Source organism: Salinicoccus sp. ID82-1 (assembly GCF_021991715.1).
Classification (GTDB): domain Bacteria; phylum Bacillota; class Bacilli; order Staphylococcales; family Salinicoccaceae; genus Salinicoccus; species Salinicoccus cyprini.
This window is the reverse complement of the sequence record NZ_JAGFLY010000001.1, coordinates 689,107-711,492: the sequence shown is the minus strand read 5'-3', so window position 1 is coordinate 711,492 and position 22,386 is coordinate 689,107. Positions and strand designations below refer to the sequence as shown.

22 protein-coding genes are annotated in these 22,386 nt (G+C 47.4%); 11 read left to right on the top strand and 11 right to left on the bottom strand.

Features of this window, described 5'->3' with window-relative positions; all coding sequences use genetic code 11:
• Positions 1–50 precede the first annotated feature (50 nt).
• The 8 genes from J4760_RS03715 to lysA are packed head-to-tail and all read left to right on the top strand — an operon-like array spanning position 51 to position 8,076.
• Positions 51–1,253: an aspartate kinase gene (locus J4760_RS03715; protein WP_237604807.1), complete on the top strand. Its 1,203-nt coding sequence runs from the start codon at positions 51–53 to the stop codon at positions 1,251–1,253.
• Between the two features lie 18 nt (positions 1,254–1,271).
• The gene (locus J4760_RS03710) at positions 1,272–2,267 is read left to right on the top strand and encodes an aspartate-semialdehyde dehydrogenase (protein ID WP_237604806.1); all 996 of its coding nucleotides are present in this window, start codon (positions 1,272–1,274) and stop codon (positions 2,265–2,267) included.
• A complete protein-coding gene (gene dapA / locus J4760_RS03705) occupies positions 2,260–3,156 on the top strand; it encodes a 4-hydroxy-tetrahydrodipicolinate synthase (protein WP_237604805.1) in 897 nt (298 codons plus the stop codon). The genes J4760_RS03710 and dapA overlap by 8 nt, the downstream gene beginning before the upstream one ends.
• Positions 3,153–3,881: a 4-hydroxy-tetrahydrodipicolinate reductase gene (gene dapB, locus J4760_RS03700; protein ID WP_237604804.1), complete on the top strand. Its 729-nt coding sequence runs from the start codon at positions 3,153–3,155 to the stop codon at positions 3,879–3,881. The genes dapA and dapB overlap by 4 nt, the downstream gene beginning before the upstream one ends.
• Positions 3,882–3,885: 4 nt before the next feature.
• Positions 3,886–4,602: a 2,3,4,5-tetrahydropyridine-2,6-dicarboxylate N-acetyltransferase gene (gene dapD, locus J4760_RS03695; protein WP_237604803.1), complete on the top strand. Its 717-nt coding sequence runs from the start codon at positions 3,886–3,888 to the stop codon at positions 4,600–4,602.
• Complete coding sequence (locus tag J4760_RS03690) at positions 4,595–5,731, top strand: M20 metallopeptidase family protein (RefSeq protein WP_237604802.1); 1,137 nt, start codon at positions 4,595–4,597, stop codon at positions 5,729–5,731. Before dapD ends, J4760_RS03690 begins: the two co-directional genes overlap by 8 nt.
• Positions 5,732–5,747: 16 nt before the next feature.
• Positions 5,748–6,836 carry an alanine racemase gene (locus J4760_RS03685; RefSeq protein ID WP_145286515.1) on the top strand — a complete coding sequence of 363 codons (1,089 nt, stop codon included), beginning with the start codon at positions 5,748–5,750 and terminating at the stop codon, positions 6,834–6,836.
• Entirely contained in the window at positions 6,814–8,076 is a 1,263-nt protein-coding gene (gene lysA, locus J4760_RS03680; RefSeq protein WP_237604801.1) for a diaminopimelate decarboxylase, read from the top strand. The genes J4760_RS03685 and lysA overlap by 23 nt, the downstream gene beginning before the upstream one ends.
• A gap of 106 nt (positions 8,077–8,182) precedes the next feature.
• On the opposite strand, the gene cspA is transcribed toward lysA, so the two are convergent.
• Both cspA and J4760_RS03670 read right to left on the bottom strand, forming a co-directional pair.
• Positions 8,183–8,383, bottom strand: coding sequence for a cold shock protein CspA (gene cspA, locus J4760_RS03675; RefSeq protein WP_017548994.1), 201 nt, complete (start codon positions 8,381–8,383; stop codon positions 8,183–8,185).
• Between the two features lie 182 nt (positions 8,384–8,565).
• Positions 8,566–8,856 carry a DUF1033 family protein gene (locus J4760_RS03670; RefSeq protein WP_145286510.1) on the bottom strand — a complete coding sequence of 97 codons (291 nt, stop codon included), beginning with the start codon at positions 8,854–8,856 and terminating at the stop codon, positions 8,566–8,568.
• A 101-nt stretch (positions 8,857–8,957) separates the two neighbouring features.
• Here J4760_RS03670 and J4760_RS03665 point away from each other — a divergent pair, with 101 nt between their 5' ends.
• The 3 genes from J4760_RS03665 to J4760_RS03655 are packed head-to-tail and all read left to right on the top strand — an operon-like array spanning position 8,958 to position 11,149.
• Positions 8,958–9,227 (top strand): acylphosphatase, encoded by a 270-nt coding sequence (locus J4760_RS03665; RefSeq protein ID WP_145286507.1) that lies wholly within the window; start codon positions 8,958–8,960, stop codon positions 9,225–9,227.
• A 25-nt stretch (positions 9,228–9,252) separates the two neighbouring features.
• Positions 9,253–9,981 carry a 5-bromo-4-chloroindolyl phosphate hydrolysis family protein gene (locus J4760_RS03660; protein WP_237604800.1) on the top strand — a complete coding sequence of 243 codons (729 nt, stop codon included), beginning with the start codon at positions 9,253–9,255 and terminating at the stop codon, positions 9,979–9,981.
• Entirely contained in the window at positions 9,965–11,149 is a 1,185-nt protein-coding gene (locus J4760_RS03655) for a toxic anion resistance protein (protein ID WP_145286501.1), read from the top strand. Before J4760_RS03660 ends, J4760_RS03655 begins: the two co-directional genes overlap by 17 nt.
• 26 nt (positions 11,150–11,175) lie before the next feature.
• Here J4760_RS03655 and brnQ read toward each other — a convergent pair whose 3' ends face one another.
• The 9 genes from brnQ to J4760_RS03610 all read right to left on the bottom strand — a co-directional run bounded on the left by brnQ (position 11,176) and on the right by J4760_RS03610 (position 22,336).
• On the bottom strand, positions 11,176–12,489 hold the full coding sequence (gene brnQ / locus J4760_RS03650; RefSeq protein WP_237604799.1) for a branched-chain amino acid transport system II carrier protein: 1,314 nt from the start codon (positions 12,487–12,489) through the stop codon (positions 11,176–11,178).
• 108 nt (positions 12,490–12,597) lie between these two features.
• A complete protein-coding gene (locus J4760_RS03645) occupies positions 12,598–14,337 on the bottom strand; it encodes a vWA domain-containing protein (protein ID WP_237604798.1) in 1,740 nt (579 codons plus the stop codon).
• Positions 14,338–14,339: 2 nt separating this feature from the next.
• Positions 14,340–15,134, bottom strand: coding sequence for an ATP-binding protein (locus tag J4760_RS03640; protein WP_237604797.1), 795 nt, complete (start codon positions 15,132–15,134; stop codon positions 14,340–14,342).
• Positions 15,135–15,136: 2 nt separating this feature from the next.
• A complete protein-coding gene (locus tag J4760_RS03635) occupies positions 15,137–15,340 on the bottom strand; it encodes a DUF6501 family protein (RefSeq protein WP_145286489.1) in 204 nt (67 codons plus the stop codon).
• Positions 15,341–15,428: 88 nt separating this feature from the next.
• Entirely contained in the window at positions 15,429–16,715 is a 1,287-nt protein-coding gene (odhB, locus tag J4760_RS03630) for a 2-oxoglutarate dehydrogenase complex dihydrolipoyllysine-residue succinyltransferase (RefSeq protein WP_145286486.1), read from the bottom strand.
• An 11-nt stretch (positions 16,716–16,726) separates the two neighbouring features.
• The gene (locus J4760_RS03625) at positions 16,727–19,501 is read right to left on the bottom strand and encodes a 2-oxoglutarate dehydrogenase E1 component (RefSeq protein WP_145286483.1); all 2,775 of its coding nucleotides are present in this window, start codon (positions 19,499–19,501) and stop codon (positions 16,727–16,729) included.
• A gap of 100 nt (positions 19,502–19,601) precedes the next feature.
• On the bottom strand, positions 19,602–20,966 hold the full coding sequence (locus J4760_RS03620) for a HAMP domain-containing sensor histidine kinase (protein WP_145286480.1): 1,365 nt from the start codon (positions 20,964–20,966) through the stop codon (positions 19,602–19,604).
• Complete coding sequence (locus J4760_RS03615) at positions 20,963–21,637, bottom strand: response regulator transcription factor (protein ID WP_145286477.1); 675 nt, start codon at positions 21,635–21,637, stop codon at positions 20,963–20,965. The genes J4760_RS03620 and J4760_RS03615 overlap by 4 nt, the downstream gene beginning before the upstream one ends.
• 78 nt (positions 21,638–21,715) lie before the next feature.
• A complete protein-coding gene (locus J4760_RS03610; protein ID WP_145286474.1) occupies positions 21,716–22,336 on the bottom strand; it encodes a GNAT family N-acetyltransferase in 621 nt (206 codons plus the stop codon).
• Between the last annotated feature and the right edge of the window lie 50 nt (positions 22,337–22,386).

Genomic DNA, 22,386 nt, shown 5'->3' with positions numbered 1-22,386 from the left:
CGGGCTTGTTTTTTTTGTTTAAGTAAGTACTTCCCCTTTCAGGAGGTCGTATGGAAACAAGTGTATTGAAATTTGGTGGAACATCCGTCGGTGATTTCGACAAGATAAGAGATATTGCCGGGGAACTGCAGTTGCGGGTCTCCCGCGGTGAAAAACTGGTTGTGGTTGTCAGTGCAATGGGTGGCACGACAGACGAACTGCTGCGAAATGCAAGCAGCCTCTCCCACGCTCCGAAAGAGGACCACGTCGCCCTGCTGCTGACGACTGGTGAACAGCAGACCATCTCCTATCTGTCGATTGTGCTTGAGGATCTCGGCGTCAGGACAAAGGCCATGACGGGTTACCAGGCCGGCATACGGACATTCGGCGGTCATATGAAAAGCAGAATTGCAGATATAGATCAGGATCGGCTGAAAGCGGTACTAAAGACACATGATATCATCGTCATTGCAGGGTTTCAGGGCATCAACGATGATCTGGAGGTCACAACACTCGGCCGGGGCGGCTCCGACACGACTGCAGTAGCCATTGCGGCACGCTGCAGTATGCCATGTGAAATCTATACGGATGTGGATGGCGTATATGCTACAGACCCGAGAGTCTACAGCGAGGCTCATAGAATATACGAGATCACATATGATGAAATGATGGAGATGAGTGCACTCGGTGCGGGAGTGCTTGAAACAAGATGCATAGAAATTGCGAAAAATCATGCCATCCCACTCTACCTGGGACGGACATTATCCGAAGAGAAAGGAACATGGATCATGCAGGATACACAAGTACTTGAAAAGAAAGCGGTCACCGGAGCTGCACTTGATGATGATATCATCCATGTCACACTCTATGAACCCCAGCGGGAGTCGACGTTGATATTCGATCTTTTCGAGAAATTCGAACAGCACGATGTCAACATCGATATGATTTCGCAGGTTGTCAACAGCGAAGGGTTCCAGCTGTCCTTTACAGTCAAGGGCACAGATTCACACCGGCTGGAGCAGATATTTGAAGCGGTCGGCCATATGCACCCGGAAATGGTGCTCGATGCAAGAACCGGCCGCTCGAAGGTGTCCATAATCGGTTCCGGCATGCGGGATATGACAGGCGTGGCATCGAAGGCATTCATGGCCCTGCAGACATCAGGCATTCCGTTCTACCAGACGACGACTTCGGAGATCAGTATCTCCTATGTCGTAGACAGTGAAAATGACAGGCAGGCAGTCGAAGTACTGGCAAGTGCATTCGGATTATAAAACTAGGAGGAAATTGATATGGTCAAAGTAGCAATAGTTGGAGCGACAGGTGTTGTCGGAAACAAGATGATCGAGATGTTCGAGCAGTATGAGATAGAGGCGGATGAGCTTGTACTCTTCTCTTCCCCACGTTCTGCAGGTAAGGAAATTGAAGTGCTTGGCCGGACACTTACAGTCAGGGAACTGAATGAGGAATCGGCGAAGGAGCCTTTCGACTACGTCGTCATGAGTGCCGGCGGCGGAACAAGCAAGGAGTTTGCACCGATTTTTGAAGAGAACGGCGCCATCGTCATAGACAACTCCAGCCAATGGCGGATGCATGAGGATATCGACCTGATCGTGCCGGAAATCAATACACCGAAACTTGAACGCGGCATCATCGCAAATCCCAACTGCTCGACCATACAGTCCGTCGTTGCCCTCCAGCCGCTGAAAGAAAAATACGGACTGAAAAGAGTGCACTACACGACCTACCAGGCGGTATCCGGTTCCGGTTCAGGCGGTCTGAGAGACCTTGAAGCGGGAGCAAAAGGAGAAGCACCGACGACCTATCCCCACCCGATCTATGATAATGTACTGCCCCACATCGATGTCTTCATGGCAGACGGCTATACGAAAGAAGAAATCAAGATGATGGATGAAACGAAGAAGATACTCGACCAGCCCGACCTGCGGGTGACAGCAACCTGTGTCAGAGTACCGGTATCGAACAGCCACAGCGTACACATCAACGTCACTCTGGATCAGGAGGCAACGGTTGAGGAAGTACGGGAAGCATTCAGGGATATCCCCTACATCAAACTGCTGGATGATCCGGCGAACAATGTCTATCCGACACCACTTGAAAGCACAGGGGAACAGGAAGTATCCGTCGGCCGCATACGCAGGGATGATTCGCTTGAGAACACATTCCATATATGGTGCACAGCAGACAACCTGCTGAAAGGTGCAGCGCAGAACACGGTACAGATATTAAAAATGATGATGGAAACGGAGAGGGTTCAGAATGGATGACATTTTGATTTTTGAAGGCATCGGTGTAGCCATGACCACACCATTTACAGATGATGCGGTGGATTATGCAGCATTCAGAACGCACATCGAATACCTGATTGAAAACAATGCTCAGGCGCTGATCATCAATGGTACAACAGGAGAATCCCCTACTCTGGACGGGGAAGAGATGCGTGGCCTGCTGAAAACGGCAGTGGAGACAGTTGCAGGCCGTGTACCTGTCATTGCAGGAACCGGCACCAATTCGACACGGACAACCATTACACATTCGCAGTATGCTGCCGAGGTCGGTGCGGACGGTCTGATGCTGATCACCCCATACTACAATAAAAGCAGCCAGCGTGGCCTGTATGAGCATTTTGTAAAGGCAGCAGAAAGTACAGATCTTCCGGTTATCCTGTATAACGTACCTGGACGTACAGGCATGACGATAGAACCTGGAACCGTTGAGAAGCTGAGCCGTCATGAAAACATCGTCGGATTGAAAGATGCTGTAGGCGATCTGGAATATACAAAGGAAGTACTTGAACTGACAAAAGGTCAGAATTTCACCCTATACAGCGGAAACGATGACAATATGCACGACTTCTGCCGATTGGGCGGCAAAGGATTGATTTCCGTAGTCGGCAACATCATCCCTGGTGAACTGCAGGGTGTCTATGACAGCATCAAAGCAGGAAATAGTGATGCTGCGGAACAGTTCAGCAGACTGATGCCGATGATTGAAGCGGTACAGGTGGATGTCAATCCGATCCCCGTAAAAGCGATGACGAGTGCACTCGGTTTCGGCAAATATGAACTGAGACTGCCCCTTGTGCCACTTGAAGCGGAAATGCATGATAAAGTGGTCGAGACACTGAGAAGATTCAGGGAGGGCTCGTTCGTATGAGAATACTGCTTATCGGCTACGGCACAATGAATAGAATTACAGCAAGACTGGCTGAAGAAGCGGGACATGAAATTGCCGGAGTCATCGCTGGGGACAATACAACTGCCCCCTATCCTGCATTCGATTCAATCGATGCAGCCGGGGCGGATGTCGCCATCGACTTTTCGCATCCGGATCTCATACTGCCTCTTCTGGAAGGTGGAGTGAAAACACCCCTTGTCATTGCAACGACAGGCAGAAAAGAAGAACTTGTCGCTGTTCTGAAAGAAAAGAGTGCATCGCTGCCTGTATTTTTCAGTGCCAATATGAGCTACGGTGTGCATGTCATGAACAGCCTGCTCAAAAAAGCGCTGACCATGCTGGAGGACTTCGACCTTGAGATGGTTGAACGCCATCACAACAGAAAAGTGGATGCGCCAAGTGGGACTCTGGTAAAATTACTGGATACTGCCCTCGATCATCGGGAAGGCAGCTATCCGGTGTACGACCGGTCCAGTATGCATGAGAAACGTAGAAAAGAAGAAATCGGTGTCAGCGCCATCAGAGGCGGCTCCATCGTCGGTACGCACGATTGCATTTTCGCCAAGGATGACGAGGTCATCGAAATCAGCCACCAGGCGCAATCTAAGGAGATCTTCGCCAATGGTGCACTGAAAGCAGCAGCAGTTCTGGTCAACCGGCCGGACGGATTCTACGACTATAATAATCTATTCGAGGAGAGATAAGTTCATGGAAAATTTTACAGCAGAAGAAATCATTCAATACATCAGCGACGCGCACAAGGTGACACCTGTCAAGGTGTACGTCAACGGCAACTTTGAAAATGTCCAGTTCCCTGAAACACTCAAAGTTTTCGGCAGTGAAACTTCAAAGACGATTTTTGCAGATCTTGCTGATTGGAAAGCATTCGAAGCAGAAAATGCCGAGATCATCACAGACATCGAGATCGAAATGGACAGGAGAAATTCCGCCATTCCATTGAAGGATCTGTCGGAAACCAACGCACGCATCGAGCCGGGCGCATTCATCCGTGAAAATGCGGTCATCGAAGACGGCGCCGTCGTCATGATGGGCGCAACAATCAACATCGGTGCAGTCGTCGGGGAAGGAACCATGATCGACATGAACGCATCTCTCGGTGGCCGTGCAGTGACAGGCAAGAACGTCCATGTCGGTGCGGGTTCAGTACTTGCCGGTGTCATAGAGCCACCGAGTGCATCCCCTGTCGTCATTGAAGATGACGTACTGATTGGTGCCAATGCTGTCATTCTGGAAGGGATAACTGTCGGCAAAGGTGCCATTGTTGCTGCAGGTGCCATTGTCACGGAAGATGTACCGGCAGGCGCTGTCGTCGCAGGCACACCAGCCAAAGTCATCAAACAGGCGCAGGACGTCGAAAACTCCAAGAAGGAGATTGTTGCTGCACTGAGGAGATTGAATGACTGATCTGGAATTCGCCACGCATCACAGACGGATACTTCATCAGCATCCTGAACTGAGCATGCAGGAATTCAAAACGACTGAACACATCATAGATTTTCTCAAACAGATGGATATTCCTTTTGAACGGCCTCTAAAAACAGGGGCCGTTGCCTTTCTAAAAGGCAATTCAGGAAGAACGGTCGCGTACAGGGCGGATATCGATGCCCTGCCGATCCATGAGGAGAATGATGTACCCTATCGCAGTACAGTCGACGGCGTCATGCATGCATGCGGGCATGATGGCCACACAACTGCGCTCATGCTTTTCGCAAAACGGTGCAAAGTGCTTGCTGATGAAGGGAAACTTGCGCACAACGTCATATTCATGTTCCAGCCTTCCGAGGAAACAGCGGCTGGTGCCAGCCAGCTGATTGATGCCTGGCAGCCTGAAATGGATATTGAAGCTGTATTCGGTGTTCATATGATGCCGAATGAGGATGAAGGCAAAGTAGTGCTCCGCGATGATGAGATTACTGCAAGTGCCACAGAATTCCGTTTCCATATCAATGGCGCGTCCGCACATGTCGTAGCAAAGCATGAAGGCGTATCTTCAATAGAAACCCTGCTGCATATTGCAACACAGCTCACGCAGCTGCAGCATTTCCATCTGAATGGACTGAACCGCAACATCATCCATATCGGCAACCTGAATGCCGGTGAAGCCATCAATACAGTGGCAAGCCGCGGCTACCTTGAGGGGACGATACGGACATATGAAATGAGCGACCTGGATACCATCAAATCAAGAATGTCCACACTGGCCAGGACAGCCACCGAGCTGTTCGGATCGGAAGTCGAAGTCACCTTCAACGAAGGCTACCCGCCGGTCATGAATGTCCAGGCACTGAGGCGTCCTGTCGAAACGGCACTCTCCTCATTGGAACTCGATGTAGTGGAGAATGACAAGCCCTACCTATTTGGTGAAGACTTCAGTTTCTACAGCCGGCTGGCCCCATCCTATTTCGTCTTCTTTGGAAGCCGGAATGAAGAAAAAGGGTTTACAAGCAGTCTCCATACACCAGCATTCGATCTTGACGAAAAAGTACTCATGGATGTAGCCGATTACTACGAAGCACTGATGAACGAAATATAAAAAGGAAGTGAATGGAATGGGCGGTACACTCATTATTGACAGAGCACAATTCATACAGACAGCAAAAGCATCCACCGGCGGCGAGGATGTCATCGCGGTTGTCAAAAACAATGCATACAATCATGGTCTGGAGTTTTCCGTCAGTGCATTTCTTGAGGCCGGCATCCATTCATTCGCGACCACATCGATGGATGAGGCACGCACCATCAGGGAAATGGCACCCGATGCAATGATTTTTCTGATGAACCCGACATATGATTTCGAGTCGGTCAGAAGCAACGATTTCCATATCACACTCCCCTCTCTCGAATACTACTATAAATACAGAGAAGAACTCACCGGTATCAGCGTTCATTTGGAATATGCCGGACTTTTCAACCGATCCGGCTTTGAAGATGCCTCTGAAATGGTGGAAGTGATCAATGACAACTGCGCCCTGCCGCCTTATAACAGAGCCGATATGGCCGGGGTATGGACACACTTCGGCTATGCCGATGAGCTGGATATGGAAGAGTACGAAGTGGAAAGAAAAATGTGGCTCGATCTCCTTTCGGAAGTCATGGCTACGGGTCGCCATTTCAAATATATCCATGCGCAGAACAGTGCCAGCTTCGCACGTGATGGCCTGCTCGGAGGACATACGCATCTCAGGCTCGGCATCGCACTATACGGTTCCCGCCCCTATGCCAGCCTGCCTGCTTCAGACTATGTACAGAGCATGACGCTGAAAGCGTCAATCGTCCAGCTGAGGAATCTTTCCGCCAGTCAAAAGTGCGGTTACGGCGGCAGCTACTGTCCGGAGCGCGACACAATGATTGCGGTGGTGGATATAGGATATGGGGACGGCATATTAAGAAAACGTGCTGCATTCGACTGCCTGATCAATGGCAGGCGCTATCCGATAAAGGCACTGATGATGAGCCATATGATTGTGGAAGTGGATGACGAAGTGACTATGGAAGATGAAGTCATCCTATATGGCAGTGATCTCAGAATCGACAAATTTACTGCTTTGGGTGTCGGGGCAAACTCCGAGCAGCTGGGTGCGCTGAACTATAATTCTCTAAAAAAGGTGATTTTAAATGACACTCGAATATATCAATAATGAACTTCATATGAATGGACATGCTCTGAATCAACTTGCAGAGCAGTATGGCACGCCACTGTTTGTGTATGACGAAGATGCGATCCGCAGCCAATGCCGCAAATATCACAGTGTATTCGAACAGGAATCACTCGACTACTCCATCTCCTATGCATCTAAAGCCTTCACCTCCGTACAGATGGTCAAACTGCTGCAGGAAGAAGATATGAAACTTGATGTCGTATCCCGAGGCGAGCTGTATACAGCGATCCAGGCAGGCTTTCCGGCTTCCCATATCCATTTCCACGGCAACAATAAGACGGCAGAGGAAATCAGTTACGCGCTTGATATGGGCATCGGTCTTTTTGTCGTTGATGCCATGGACGAAGTGGCACTGCTCGACCAGCTGGCAGATCAGCCTGTGGATGTTCTGCTGCGCATCAATCCAGGAATTGACGTCAATACGCATTCATACATACAGACTGGCCAGGAGGACAGCAAATTCGGTCTGTCCATTCATAACGGTACGGCGCTTGAAGCAATTACAGCAATAAAGAACAGCCGAAATCTGAATTTCAAAGGTGTGCATTACCACCTTGGGTCACAGATTGATGAGGAAGGCCCGTTCCTGAAGGCGCTTGATGTGGTATTCGAATGGCTTTCCAAGTCCGGCATCGACATAGAGATTCTGAATATGGGCGGAGGCTACGGTGTCCGATATACGGAAGCGGACACACGCTATCCGATTGAAAAAGGCTTTGCCAACATCATCAGCAGGCTGAAGACACTATCCGCCGAATACGACATCCCCTTCCCACACATCATGATAGAACCTGGACGTTCCATCGTCGCAGAAGCAGGTATTACGCTGTATGAAGTCGGCGTTGTGAAGGATATCCCCGGCGTTTCACGCTATGTATCGGTCGATGGCGGCATGAGCGATCATATCCGCACCCCACTCTACGGCGCTGAATATGAAGTGGTGACTGCAAAAGAAAATAAAAATCAGTCCATGAATGCCAATGTTGTCGGCAAGCTGTGCGAATCCGGCGACATTGTACGAAAAAATGCCGCCCTGCCTGAAGATATCCGCCGAGGTGATCTCGTTGCTGTGAAAACAACAGGTGCCTACCATTATTCGATGGCATCAAACTACAACCAGATGATGAAACCGGCTGTCATCTTCACGAGCAGGGACAATGTCAGGGAAATCATCAGAAGGCAGAGCCTCGAACAGCTGATTCAGAATGATATTAAATAAAAAAGGAGCGCCATAAGGCGCTCCTTTTATAATTGCACTTAAAAAACCTGGGCCGAGACCCAGGTTTTTATGATACAAATCGATTTAACCCATAAATAGATTTATATTATAGTTTAACAACGTTTGCAGCTTGTGGGCCGCGGTCGCCTTCAACTACTTCGAATTCTACTGATTGACCTTCTTCAAGAGATTTGTAACCTTCTTGGTTGATCGCGGAGAAGTGTACGAATACGTCGTTTTCACCCTCGATTTCGATGAAGCCAAAACCTTTTTCTGCATTGAACCATTTTACTGTACCTTGTTTCATTAATTAAATCCTCCAAAGACGATAATTCAATATGCATAAACTACATGGATAAGAACTGTATGGTACATACAATTGCTTAAATAGAGAATACTTATTGATACGTCAATTATACTGCAAAATTACTGCATTTGCAAACGATTCTTTGTAAGTTTTGTAAATTTTTTATGAATATTCTAATAATATTATACAAATAATTCATCATTTTTAATCATCATCGGTGTATAGTATATCTGAAGATCTTCATCACAGTCATCACAGTATTCAAGTTCGCAGCCATTGAAGTAGGCAGTAAGTCTGTATTTTCCATCTTTGGAAGAATGAAACTTCTCCCCCATCTGCTGCTTCACCTCGGCATACGCCTCGCGCATGTCTTTTTCCGAGTCGTAGCTGTACTGTCTGATGATATTATCTTGCCAACCCTCAAAAAGCCACCAGCCTTCATAATCCGCTTTGAGTATGACAATACTAAGCATTTTAAAAACTCCATTCGCTTTTGATAATATAAGTATTATATACGCGTATAATTCGCATTATCAAGTTAAAAATCCTATAATATGTATAAGAGGTGTTGCAGATGGAATCTAGAATGATAAGCGTTTCTGGTCATGTCCAGGGCGTCGGTTTCAGATATTCGACCAAAGCTTTGGCAGACAGACTGAACATTACCGGATATGCAGCAAACGTAAAGGACCACGTGGAAATACTGGCGACCGGGGAAACATCCGATCTCGATCAATTTGTACAGGAAATCATCCAAGGTGTCTCCCCTGCTTCAAGAGTTGACGACTATACCGTCGAAAATATCCCTCTTGAAGATGGCAATGGCAGATTTGTCACCAAATAGTACTGACTGAAGGTGTAATTCAAATATGAAGAATAATATATCACACTGGTTTGCATCATTAGTTTCCGTTCCGGTTGCCGTCGTGGCCGGCATGTTCTCAATGATTGCTTTCGATATTCATCTGGTGTTCGATACGATGATTGCAGCAGGTGGTTTTTTTGCGGCCTACTTCCCTACCCAGTCGATCACTCTCAATTCCCAGCTGCAGAAGATGGGAATCACCAAAAGTGAATATCGCTACGTCAAAGCCCAGCTGGCGGAAGCAAGAGAGAAAATAAAGCGGCTGAGGCAGAGTTACAAGAATGTAAGAACGTTGAAGGACGCGCGTCTGATATATGATATCAACCGCCTTGTCCGGACTGTGTATCAGACAGTTGAGAATGATCCTAAACTGTTTTTCAATATCCAGCAGTTTTTCCACTCGAATCTTGATTCTGCAGTAAATACGATTGAGCAGTACCTGTTCCTCTATAAGATGCCCGGCAAGACCAAGGAGGAGAAGGTCAAACTGCATGAAACGAGAATTTCACTGCTCGAATTGAAACGGACGATACAGAGCAACCTGTCATCCATGAACAAGAACAGCTATCAGGCACTGGAAGTTGAAAAGGACTTCATAAAGCTGAACAGGAAGCTCAGCACATCCACCATGAAACTCGACAACACGCTGGATGAACAGAAAGTGAAGCTCCGTAAAAAAGAGAAAGAACCCGTATACCAAAACAGAGGTGAAGATGATGAAAGAGGAAAATAAGTTGAAAGAACAGCTTCTGTCAGATCCATTTTCTTCCGTGGATGAAAAGAATGAACTGATTCCCGAGCCGGAAGTGGCCATGGCCGAGAGTCAGCAGCAGGATGCACTGACGACCTATCAGGAGCGGTTCAGCGAAGAGGATCTGAAAAGGATTACAGAAATCAAAGATAAGATAGAACCTCTGAATAACGATGCTCTGATACAATACGGGGCCAACGCCCAGCAGGCACTCTCGAAATTTTCCCATCAGATGCTGAATGAAGTACAGTCGAAGGATGTAGGTCCAATCGGGGATACATTGGAGAGCCTGATGAAGAAGTTGAAGGAAATCGATCCGGATGAACTTTCCAAGGAGAAGAAGAATATATTCAACCGTCTGTTCAGAAGGGTCAAAAAATCGGTGAATGAACTGATTTCGAAACACCAGAGTGTCGCTTCACAAGTGGATCGCATCAGCATCCAGCTCGAGCATGCCAAGGAAGTGCTTGTCAAGGATGTGCATCTGCTCGATAAGCTGTACGATCAGAACAAAGACTACTTCGATGCAATCAATATCTACATTGCTGCTGCTGAAATGAAAAAACAGGAGCTTGAAAATGAGACTTTGCCACAATTGAGAAGCAAGGCTGAACAATCCAGCAACCAGATGCATGTGCAGGAAGTCAACGATATGATGCAGTATATCAACCGTCTGGAAAAAAGAGTGCACGATCTTAAACTTTCCAGACAGATTACACTCCAGTCTGCACCACAGATCAGGATGATTCAGAATATCAACCAGACACTGGCCGAAAAGATCCAAAGCTCCATACTGACCAGCATACCGCTGTGGAAAAACCAGATGGCGATCGCCCTCACCCTGCTTCGTCAGGAATCGGCTTCCCAGGCACAGCAGGCTGTCACAAATACGACCAATGATCTGCTGACCAAAAACTCCGAGATGCTCAAGCAGAATTCCATCCGGACTGCCCAGGAGAATGAAAGAGGCATTGTTGATATCGAGACATTGAAGACAACCCAGGATAACCTGGTGACGACCATCGAGGAAACATTGAGAATACAGCAGGAAGGTTCACAGAAAAGGCAGGCTGCCGAGCGTGAACTTGTACACATGGAAGAAGAGCTCAAAACAAGGCTGCTCGAACTCAAGCAGGAGCATAGATACTAAAAAAGAAGCGCATCTGCGCTTCTTTTTTATGAGTATTTGACTCTTTCCTGTTTCATTCCGATCAGATAGCCGATGATATAGCCGATGATCATGACAGGAATCCATTCGAACGAGTTCGCAAACAGAGGCATGGATTCAATCCATCCAAGATCAAGCCATCCGTTTCTGTGAACGACTGCCAGAATACTCGTGATGATGATCAGGAAGATCGGAATCTGGAAACTCAATCTTGGCGATGGGATGAAGTAAGTCAAAAACAGCAGTGCAACGGACGCCATCGCAATCGGATAGATGATGGAAAGTACCGGCACACTCGTCTGAATGACCTGAGTCAGTCCCTGGTTGGCCAGTACAAGTGAAATCAGAGTGAATATGATGACAAAAGTTTCATATGATATTTTTGGAAGGATACTATTGAAGTACTCGCTGACAGCCACAACAAGACCAGTTGCTGTCGTCAGACAGGCCACTGCCACGATGACACCCAGCAGAATTGCTCCAAATTGTCCGAAGGAATCATCAGCGACAAATGTCAGCAGGAACGTCCCCAGGTTCTGGTCTTCCGGCTGGGCAACAGTCGGACTCACATGATTGCCGATCCATCCAAGTGAAATGTAGATGACACCCAGAAGAAATGCTGCAATGGAGGCGGATTTGATCGTCTCGATGAGCAGATCTTTTCTTTTCGTCACCCCAAGGTTGCGTATCGAGTTCAGAACGATGACTGAAAATGCAATGGCCGCAATCGCATCCATTGTCAGATAGCCTTCAGTAAAGCCGACGGAGAATGGAGATGCTGCATCGAAGCTTTCAGCCGCAGTACCTGAATCATTGCCCATGTACATCATGATGGCTTTGACGATCAGTGCAATGATGGTCACCAGCAGGACCGGCGTAAGAAAGCGACCGATGTTGTCGACCATTCTGCTCGGGTTATAGCTCAGTGCAAATACGATGCCGAAGAAGATGAGTGTGAAAATGAGCAGGCTCACCCAGCCTGTACCGTTGATGAACGGCACCATCGACATCTCATATGCTGTCGTTGCTGTTCTTGGAATAGCGAAGAATGGGCCGATTGCAAGATAGATGATCACCATGAAGATGATGGCAAAAGCCGGATGGACCACTTTCAGCGATTCCCGGTAGCCGCCTTTTGAAATTGAGCCGGCGATGACACCGATCAGCGGCAGCCCTACCCCGGTAATGACAAATCCGATGATTGCCACCCAGAAATGCTGCCCACTCTCGAAGCCGAGCCCTGGTGGGAAAATCAGGTTTCCTGCGCCAAAGAACATGGCAAACAGCATGAAACCGACAATGATGTTGTTTTTTAAGCTCATTATTTGACCTCCTGATACGAAAAATTAATAAAATGACATTCCCTAGTGTACAACACAAATATGATCAAGTCCATAAGATTCTTAATTATCAGATATCACGAATCGACATTACATCAGCACTTTTGTCAGGACCCTCTTCAGCAGGTTCGGCAATGCAAAAGCAATTTCTTCTGCACTGTGGACGATGACCGTGTCTGTATCATATATATTTCTGATGGCTGCCAATGTATTTTCTTCATTATCCTGATCAATGAACATGTTGATGACCTGTATCCCTGATCTTCTGGCTTCCTGGACTGCTTCATGCGTATCGATGATGCCGCTCTGGTTATACTGCTCTGCACTTGGCAGTCCATCGGAGAACATGATGATGAACTTGTCTTTTTCGCTGCGCTGCACGAGGTTCTCCATTTCGTTTCTGATGATGAGCCCATCCCTATTATCACCGGAAGCTTCAAGGTCCATGAGTGAAACAGGGTAATAGTATCGGGATCTGTCAAAATCCATATGTTCATAAATATTATTGGGATAATGGTTCTTAATCACTTCAAAAGTATCTTCATGATATGAAATGATACGGTGTGGTATATGCAGTGATCGAAGTATATTGTTCAGGATGATGGCACCATTCCGGCACCCTGCAAGATGCTCCGTCATGGAGAATGACTGGTCGATGATGATGGTGAATACAGCATCGATCTCCTTCGATTCGGTATTCTTTTTGACGAACAGCTTGTGACTGTTCTCCATAAGCGGCCCGGCTGGATTTTTCATCAGTTTTCCTGAAGTCCGGCGAGTCTGGTATGCATTCATCTTATAGTTGAGAATCTGTGTAATGTCGCCGATGACTTTCTGGGCGACGTAATTATAGGACTCATATATGTTCTGGTAGTCCTTGTACTGGGAAAGTTTTATCTTTGGACGCAGTACATTCAAGGTTGCATGCTGGTTGATGCGTCCCCTGTCCTCAAATTGATTATCTCCTGCATTTCTACCGAACCCTTCGTAGTAGTCGGATACATCATCATTATGATCATTCTGTCTGCCATGCGCACTTTTACGTGACGCATTGTCACCCGTTTCGCCAAGGACGTTCGCATCCTCTGCATCCCGATCCGTCTTCGTATCGACACTATGCGTTGCTTCTTCTTCGTTTTCTATGTGCTCTTCAAGCGACGCCGCATCTTTTCTGAATGGTGTCGTTTTATTGAATGCACTGATTTCGTTGAAAGGCATGTCATGGATCTGGAATGTGGTGTTGAGGGAAATTCGGGGTGAGAGCGTCGATATGATGTCACTGGTCATGCGGATGCTGTCTTTTGTACTGGTGCTGACCAGAGGGAAATCTGCATCAAATGCATGCATGGATTCACTGCGCTCTAGGATGGCAATATTGAATGATCTGATAAATGCCTCGGCATCAGAAGCAGCATTTCTGCTGTACTCCCTCACTCTTATGGCATCGCCCTTCTCGACAAAACTGCTGATCAGCGGCCGGGAATTGAAAGCGGCCCGACGGTTCCTATAGTATTCGAGGGACAGGAAGATCTGCTGGGCCAGCACTCCCTTGTCCTTCATGCTGCCATATTGGCTGTAGTCATTGATGAAAGCCGAAGGATAACGGGTCAAAAGGTCGTACCTGAACCCTTCCCTCTCTGTAATATCGGTTCGATGCTTCCAGAAGAAGCTCAGGTTGAAAGTATTCTCTACGGGATCGTAGTAGCTGTACTTCCGTACGGAAACGGTCACTTCCCTTTTTTTCATGAGCAGACGCGCAAGGTCGGTCAATTCCATCATGATTTTGGAGTCGACGATTTCATCATTGAACTTTATGAATGAATAGCTCATGGTCATCCCATCCCAAATTGAAGTTCTGCCGCGTTCAGTATCGCCTTTTTCTCCTGTTCACTATCCAGCTTGTCGATGATTGCCCGATAGCAGGCACGGCTGATCGGCATCTTCGTGCTCAGATCTGCCAGATCGATCAGACTTCTGACACTTGAAGCTTCCTGGGAGATCTGGCCCTGTTCCGTCATCGTGACGAGATCGCTGTGGAACTGCGCAATTTCATCAATGATACTTTCATCTTTTTGTATGCTCTGTGTTTTCAGTATCTCTGCAAGTGCTTCTTTCGACACATATCCAAGTTCGATCACATTGAAGCGGTTGAGCAGTGCTTCATTCATCGGCATGGTTCCCACATAACCGACATTGATCGCTGCAATGACTCTGAAACCCTGTTCTGCCGTAATGACATCGCCGGTCAGCGGGTTGGTGATCGTTCTCCGGTAGTCGAGCGCCGCATTCAATATCGGCAGCACTTCAGGCCTGGCCATGTTGATCTCGTCAATGTATAGAATAGCACCTTCCTTCATTGCACGTATGACCGGACCATCTATGAAAGTGATTTCCTGCCGGCCTTCCATATATTCGATCGTCTTGAAACCAAGCAGAGATTCGATATCCACATCCACAGAGCAGTTGATGCTGTGAATCGGCTGATCAAGCGCCCGGGACATATCTTCTGCAAGACGGGTCTTTCCTGCTCCCGTAGGTCCTTTGAGCAGAAGATTCTTGCCGAGGGAGAGGATGATCATCGCATCCCCTCTGATTGTTTCATCGTTGTGAAAAAATTGTATCGCCATATCTATTCAGCTTCTTCGAAGTATGTCTTATAGTAGCCGCCGACTTTACCCGAATTATCTTTGACAAAAATATATTCTTCAGTTTCATTGACGACCGTGTACTGCTTCCCGGCTGTCAGCATCTCCGATACTTTGTATTTCTTTGCATCTGTATGTTTTACCTTAACCGTTCTCAAGTTGTTATCGTTCCATGTTTCATGAAGCATGTTCATCTCTCCAGACATTTGATTTTATTATGATTCTAACATAAAAAAGACAGACGTCCCACGGACGTCTGTCATAAATATCACTGTTTTATCCTTCAAGCAGAAGATCTTCAGGATTTTCAACGAGATCTTTGATGGTTTTAAGGAATCCTACTGCCTCTTTGCCATCGATGACCCTGTGGTCATAGCTTAGGGCAATGTACATCATCGGACGGATCTCCATCGTTTCATCATCGACTGCCACGGGACGTTTCTGGATGGTATGCATGCCGAGGATGGCTGCCTGTGTACCATTGATGATCGGTGTGGACATCAGTGAGCCGAATACCCCACCGTTTGTAATGGTGAATGAACCGCCAGTCATGTCATCAAGACCGAGCTTTTTATTCTGGGCCTTCTTGGCCATGTCGACAATATCATTTTCAATGTCTGCAAATGTCTTACGGTCACAATCCCTGACGACCGGTACAACGAGCCCTTCATCGGTCGACACTGCGACACCAATATCATAGAACTGCTTCAGAACAAGATCTTCCCCATCGATTTCAGCATTGACAGCAGGATACTTTCTGAGTGCCGCGACGGATGCTTTCGTAAAGAAGGACATGAACCCGAGACGTGTGCCATCATGACGTTCCTGGAACTGTTCCTTCTTGCGCTTTCTGAGTTCCATGAGGTTTGTCATATCGACTTCATTGAAAGTCGTCAGCATTGCGGTATTCTGTGAAACTTCAAGAAGACGCTTGGCAATGGTCTGTCTTCTGCGGGACATCTTTTCCCTGACTACAGGCTTATCCGGCTTGCCGGAATCCTGCTTCTGCGGCTGTTCCTGCTTCTTTGGTGCTGCGGATTTCTCAGGCTGCTTGCCATGATTCTCAACATCCTGGCTTCTTACAAGGCCTCTTGGGTCCGACGCATTGATATCATTGATGTCGATGCCTTTCTCGCGTGCCAAGCGTCTTGCGGAAGGTGTGGCGACAATACGCTCACCATTGGATGGTTCTTCCTTCGCTTCAGCTTTTTCGGGTTCTTTCTGTTCTGAACTGCTCTCGGATTCCTTGGAATCCTTCTCTTCTTTATCATCTTCCTCTTCCTTGCCGGAATCAGCATCGGACTTTTCGGACGCACCGCCTGATCCACCACTTTCTTCGACGATGGCGATGACCTGTCCAACTTCGACCGTGTCGCCTTCTTCAGCCTTGAGCTCGGTGATGACACCGGCCTCTTCGCTGATCACTTCGACGTTGACCTTATCGGTTTCGAGTTCAAGGATGTTTTCCCCTTTTTCGACCTGGTCACCTTTTTGTTTCAGCCAGCTTGCAATTGTTCCTTCTGTAATTGATTCAGCCAATTCCGGGACTTTAACTTCAGCCATTATTCTACCTCCTATGATTTTAGAGCAGTTTCAATAATATTCTGTTGGATCAGTTTATAGGATTCCCCATCGCCTTCTGCAGGGGATGCACGTCTGATTCTGCCTACATAGTTCACTTCCACTTTCTCAGGTACCATCTCAAGAAGGAACGGCAGGGCGTAATTGTACGTTCCCATGTTCTCAGGCTCCTCCTGGACAAATCTGACTTCATCCAGACTTTTGAGACCTTTCAGCACTTCCTGGATCTTATCCGAAGGGAATGGATAGATCTGCTCCAATCGGATGATCATCACTTCATCATCCGGGTTCTTCCTCTGCTCTGTCAGCAGATCCACAGCCATCTTGCCACTCGCTATCAATACCTTTTTGACTTTTGTCCGCTTGTACTCGGGCAGTATGATCTCCTTGAAGGTGCTGTCTGTAAAAGCACTTACAGGTTCACTGACAATCTGGTTGCGGAGCAGACTTTTCGGTGTCATGAGGACCAGTGGCCTCATTTTTTCAGTATCAAGATATTTCGCCTGCTTGCGGAGCAGATGGAAATAGTTCGACGCACTGGACAGATTGGCAACTGTCATATTATTTTCAGCAGCAAGCTGGAGGTAGCGTTCCAGGCGGGCTGAGGAGTGTTCGGCGCCCTGTCCTTCCTGTGCGTGAGGAAGGAACAGCGTCATGCCGGATGTTTCACCCCACTTGGCATTGCCTGCAGCCATGAAGTTGTCGAAGATGACCTGCGCCATGTTCGAGAAGTCGCCGTATTGTGCTTCCCATATTGCCATGACAGACTTTTGTTCCACATTATATCCATAGTCGAAGCCGACGACTGCGGCTTCCGACAGTGGTGAATTGTGGACATCGAACGTTGCATTTGAATCCCTGACTACATGGAGTGGTATGTGTTCCTCCCCGGTCTCCGGATCATGCAGCACCGCATGCCTCTGTGCGAATGTGCCCCTTTCGGAATCCTGTCCGGTCAGCCGGATCGGAGTGCCATCCTGGTTGATCGAAGCGAAAGCAAGCGCTTCCGCGTGTGCCCAGTCGATCAGCTCCTCATCGTCTTCAAACGGCTTTTTCCTTCTTTCGAGAACATTGGAAAGCTTTTTGAATACCGTGAAGGAATCAGGATATTGGAATAGATCTTCATTTATCTGTTCAAGGCGTTCGCGTGATATGCCATCTTCAGGGTTATCCTGCCCTTCCAGTATGACTTCCGGAGTTTCAAGCTGTCCATCCACATTCGTGTCACCCTTATCGATCTTGTCATGGGCGGCTCTCATTTCGTCCAGTACACTCTGGATGGTCTCCTTCTTCTCATCTTCTGAAATGACGTTCTCTTCAACGAGTTTGGCACCATAGATCTCATCGATCGTATCATGGGATTTCACTTCTTTGTACAGAAGTGGATTGGTCGTTGTCGGTTCGTCCATTTCATTATGGCCATACCTTCTGTAGCCGAGCACATCGATGACGATGTCCTTGTTGAATTTCTGTCTGTATTTAAGCGCAATTTCTATTGTTCTGAGTACGTGCTCCGGACGATCCGCATTGACGTGGAGAATAGGCAGATCAAAGCCGAGCGCTGCATCGGAAGCATATACTGTCGATCGTGCATCCGTCTCTTCGGTAGTGAAGCCGATACGGTTGTTCGCAATGATATGGACGGAACCTCCAACACTATATCCATTCAGTTTGCCGAGGTTCAGAGTTTCATATACAATGCCCTGTCCCGGGAATGCGGCATCGCCATGTACAATGGCGGCAATCGCCTTATTGAAATCCTGGTCCGGATGTCCTGCGTGGTCGGTCGTCTCCTGCTGTGCGCGGGTCTTGCCGAGGACAATCGGACCGACGACTTCCAGGTGGCTTGGATTGTTTGCCAGACTGATGCGCTGTTTGAGTCCTTTGTCTTCCCGCGTCTTCGATCCACCCAGATGATACTTTACATCCTTCATCCAGCCTTGGGTGATCTCAAGTGAACCGTCCTCCGGAAGAAATTTCATAGGATCGGTATGCATGAATTCACTGATCATCATTTCATATGGCTTTTCGAGGACATGTGTCAGCACATTCAATCGGCCACGGTGTGCCATGCCGATCTGCAGGTTGGGAATGCCTTCATCCGCCATCAGTTCGAGCATATGGTCAAGCAGTGGCACTATGGCGTCGACCCCTTCGATGGAGAATCGTTTGGCCCCTACAAAGTTCTTGTGCAGATACTTTTCAAACCCTTCCACTTTCGCCAGTGTTTTGAACAGATGCTTCTTTTCTTCATCGGAAAGTGAAATCTCTTCCTGTGTTTCAATTGTCTCCTTCAGCCATTGGCGTTCTTCCGTGTCATTGATGTGCATGTACTCGTATGCGAGCGGTCCCGTATAGAGTGAATGGAGCTGGGTGACTGCTTCGAAAGCATTATCATAGTAGTCACCAAGGTGAACACTTACAAGTGAAGCAGGCAGTCTTTTCAGATCATCCTCAGTCAGATTGTAGTCTTCAAAGTCCAGGCTTGGTACATTCTTCACATCCGGTGTGTAAACGGGATAGATATCCGACTCCAGATGACCGAACAGTCTGATATTATCTATCAGACGCAATAGACTTTTTACTTTGCTGTGATCAATATCCGATTGAGCAGTACCTGCCTGTCCAGAACTGATATTTTCAAACAGGAAGCGCATTTCATCACTTACACTGTCTGGATTTTCTTGGTACATATCGTGAAGCTCGAGAATCATCCCCAGATTGGTACCGAAACGAACCGGGGCATTCTCAAGTTCTTTCTCTTGCATTTTGCCACCCTCTTTAGATTCTTTTTATCTTATACAGTTCCATTCTAGCACTATGGTATTTTGTTTTAAAGCCAATAATTGCTGTAATTATTACAATTGTCTATTTTTTTAGTGGGAATCTTATCGTCACTTTTGTAAACGCTCCCTCATCGCTTTCTATCCATACCCTGCCCTTATAGTTATCGATAAGTTTTTGTGCGATGGAGAGTCCGAGACCGTTGCCGCCGAGCTCCCTGCTCCTTGATTTATCGACTCTGTAGAACCGGTCGAAGATGGCTTCGATTTCGTTTTCAGGAATGCCGATGCCGTGGTCGGTGATTGAAATATCGAAATGGTCCTCGCGTTTTTTTGTTGTAACATTGATGCGTTTCTGTTCGTGGTCATATTTGATTGCATTATCCAGAAAAATGACCAGCATCTGCTCAAAGTGATATGGGTTGATGAGGAATCTGATATTCCTGTCATCGAGGTCGAGCGTGAAAGTGTAGTCCGGATGCAGCTGCTTGAATGCCTCCACCTTGCTCTCCACTTCCTTGCTGATATCGACTTCCTCCATGACTTCTTTTGTTCTGCCCTCATTCTTTGTCAGAAGAAGGAGTTCTTCGACAAGCTTATTGATCCGCTGGAGTTCGTCTATGGATATATTCAATGATTCATCCAGAACTTCAGGCTTATGCCGCCCCCATCTGTTGATCAGCTTCAGGTGCCCCTGGATGATCTGGAGCGGTGTTCTGAGTTCATGGGAGGCATCTTCAACAAACTGCTTCTGCTGGTTGTAGGATCGCTCCAGCGAATCCATCATATGGTTGAACGACTCGACCATATAGTCGGTTTCTTCAGTATTGGTCTGTATCTGTAGACGTTCCGAGAATCCTTCATCTTCAATTCTCTTCAGCTGGTTGGCAATGTTCCGTATCGGCTTGACCATCTGTGTGGAAAAGAAGTAGCTGATGATCGAGGTGAAAAGAATGGAGACGAATCCGACAATGATGGCGATGAAGACCATCATCCGGATGACCGAATGGTAGTAGTCGAGTGGGTGGATGACTGAAAGATAGCCATTCCAGTACTCCGAATCCAGCCTGATGCTCCCTTTGAAGAAGCTGCCATCTTCTGTATCCATGGAAGTGATTTCTTTTCCGTATACAGGTTCGAATTCGTTATCATAAACGAGCGGAATGCCGGCAGTGGCACTGAAGACCTCCTCCCCACTCTGTGTATAGAGGACCATCTTCTGACCATCATAGAGACTCGAATAGATTTCATTTTCATTGATGGTGTTGATCGGGTTGCTCTCGTATATGCTCTCGAGCTCCTCAAGACTTCGATCTATCGAGCGGTACTCCTGATTTTCCAGGTAGAGACTGGTCAGATAGATGAGCAGGGAACTGAATATCAGATATGTGATGGAGATGATCAGTGTGGACAGACGCAGCCATCTGTATTTCAATGATTGTCTGTTCATGGCCGGATCACATACCCGACACCTCTGACGGTCTCTATCAGCTTATGCCTGTCGAATGGCTTGAGCTTATTGCGCAGATATCTGATGTAGACATCGACGACATTTGTCTCGACTTCGCTATCATACCCCCATACATGATCAAGTATGGTCTCCCTCTGAAGGACGACACCCGCATTTTTCATCAGCAGATGAAGCAGATCATATTCCGTCTTGGTCAGATCGATATTGACGTCATCTATTGCGACGTGATGCGCCTGGGCGTCCATGACGATGCCGTGCATGGAAAGCACTTCATGCTTCTGGTCCTTTGAAGTGGAGCGTCTCATGATGACGCGTATTCTTGCCAGCAGTTCTTCTATTTCAAATGGTTTGACAATATAGTCATCTGCACCATAGTCGAGTCCAATCACCTTGTCGTATGTCTCGCCTTTGGCGGTAATGATGATGATCGGTGTATCCTTCTCCTTGCGCAGCCGTCTGCATACTTCGAGCCCATTCAGCTCAGGCAGCATCAGATCGAGCAGTATGCAGTCATAGTCGAATGCATACGCTTTATCCAAGCCATCTCCGCCATCCGAGGATAAAGTGACCTGATACCCTTCATGAACGAGCTCCAGCTCGATGAAGCGGGCAAGGTTCATCTCATCTTCCACAACTAGAATATGTTTCATCATAATCTTCCTATCTTCTGTTTTTGTCATCATATCATGCCGGCGGCACTAAAAAAAACGCATGATGAATATCATGCGTCAGCTCACTGTTTCCATGGGCAGATCCATCATATAGCTCTGCTGTTTGATCAGCAGGTTCTTTTTGACTTCCGGCCATTCGTCATCGATTATGGAATAAATGATGATGTTGCGGGCAACACCGCGAAGGTTCCTTTCCTTGCGGATGATGCCTTCTTTCGTAAAACCGATCCGTTCGATTGCACGGTTGCTTCTGATGTTTCTCTCATCCGCACGGATCTGGACACGCATCATATTCAGCACTTCGAAGCAGTACTCGAGCAGCAGAAACTTGCTGTCGGAATTGACGAAAGTACGCTGGGCACGCGTACCGAACCATGACGCGCCGATTTCGCAGCTCTGTCTTTCGTAGTCGATATGCTGGATCCTCGTACTGCCGAGCACTTCATCTGTCGTTTTCAATACGACGACAAATGGGATGTCCGTAAGCTGGTTTCTGAGTTCTATGGCGCTCTTTACCCACTCCTGCATGAGGTCTTCGTTTGTTGCCTGGAACAGCATATAGGACCAGATGGATTCGTGATTGATTTCGTGCAGCTCCCGGGCATGGCCCGGCTGCATGGGGATGAGCCTTATTCTTTCATTTTCCAGGGTTATGGACTCATACAGATTGACGACCATCTGATCTCACCTCACTAATATTGATTGACAAGATAATTATAAGTGCATAC

Bases quoted from the DNA above. Each gene is read 5' to 3' on its own strand.
- J4760_RS03715 (WP_237604807.1), top strand. From the start codon at position 51: ATGGAAACAAGTGTATTGAAATTTGGTGGAACATCCGTCGGTGATTTC.
- J4760_RS03710 (WP_237604806.1), top strand. From the start codon at position 1,272: ATGGTCAAAGTAGCAATAGTTGGAGCGACAGGTGTTGTCGGAAACAAG.
- dapA (WP_237604805.1), top strand. From the start codon at position 2,260: ATGGATGACATTTTGATTTTTGAAGGCATCGGTGTAGCCATGACCACA.
- dapB (WP_237604804.1), top strand. From the start codon at position 3,153: ATGAGAATACTGCTTATCGGCTACGGCACAATGAATAGAATTACAGCA.
- dapD (WP_237604803.1), top strand. From the start codon at position 3,886: ATGGAAAATTTTACAGCAGAAGAAATCATTCAATACATCAGCGACGCG.
- J4760_RS03690 (WP_237604802.1), top strand. From the start codon at position 4,595: ATGACTGATCTGGAATTCGCCACGCATCACAGACGGATACTTCATCAG.
- J4760_RS03685 (WP_145286515.1), top strand. From the start codon at position 5,748: ATGGGCGGTACACTCATTATTGACAGAGCACAATTCATACAGACAGCA.
- lysA (WP_237604801.1), top strand. From the start codon at position 6,814: ATGACACTCGAATATATCAATAATGAACTTCATATGAATGGACATGCT.
- cspA (WP_017548994.1), bottom strand. From the start codon at position 8,383: ATGAAACAAGGTACAGTAAAATGGTTCAATGCAGAAAAAGGTTTTGGC.
- J4760_RS03670 (WP_145286510.1), bottom strand. From the start codon at position 8,856: ATGCTTAGTATTGTCATACTCAAAGCGGATTATGAAGGCTGGTGGCTT.
- J4760_RS03665 (WP_145286507.1), top strand. From the start codon at position 8,958: ATGGAATCTAGAATGATAAGCGTTTCTGGTCATGTCCAGGGCGTCGGT.
- J4760_RS03660 (WP_237604800.1), top strand. From the start codon at position 9,253: ATGAAGAATAATATATCACACTGGTTTGCATCATTAGTTTCCGTTCCG.
- J4760_RS03655 (WP_145286501.1), top strand. From the start codon at position 9,965: ATGAAAGAGGAAAATAAGTTGAAAGAACAGCTTCTGTCAGATCCATTT.
- brnQ (WP_237604799.1), bottom strand. From the start codon at position 12,489: ATGAGCTTAAAAAACAACATCATTGTCGGTTTCATGCTGTTTGCCATG.
- J4760_RS03645 (WP_237604798.1), bottom strand. From the start codon at position 14,337: ATGAGCTATTCATTCATAAAGTTCAATGATGAAATCGTCGACTCCAAA.
- J4760_RS03640 (WP_237604797.1), bottom strand. From the start codon at position 15,134: ATGGCGATACAATTTTTTCACAACGATGAAACAATCAGAGGGGATGCG.
- J4760_RS03635 (WP_145286489.1), bottom strand. From the start codon at position 15,340: ATGCTTCATGAAACATGGAACGATAACAACTTGAGAACGGTTAAGGTA.
- odhB (WP_145286486.1), bottom strand. From the start codon at position 16,715: ATGGCTGAAGTTAAAGTCCCGGAATTGGCTGAATCAATTACAGAAGGA.
- J4760_RS03625 (WP_145286483.1), bottom strand. From the start codon at position 19,501: ATGCAAGAGAAAGAACTTGAGAATGCCCCGGTTCGTTTCGGTACCAAT.
- J4760_RS03620 (WP_145286480.1), bottom strand. From the start codon at position 20,966: ATGAACAGACAATCATTGAAATACAGATGGCTGCGTCTGTCCACACTG.
- J4760_RS03615 (WP_145286477.1), bottom strand. From the start codon at position 21,637: ATGAAACATATTCTAGTTGTGGAAGATGAGATGAACCTTGCCCGCTTC.
- J4760_RS03610 (WP_145286474.1), bottom strand. From the start codon at position 22,336: ATGGTCGTCAATCTGTATGAGTCCATAACCCTGGAAAATGAAAGAATA.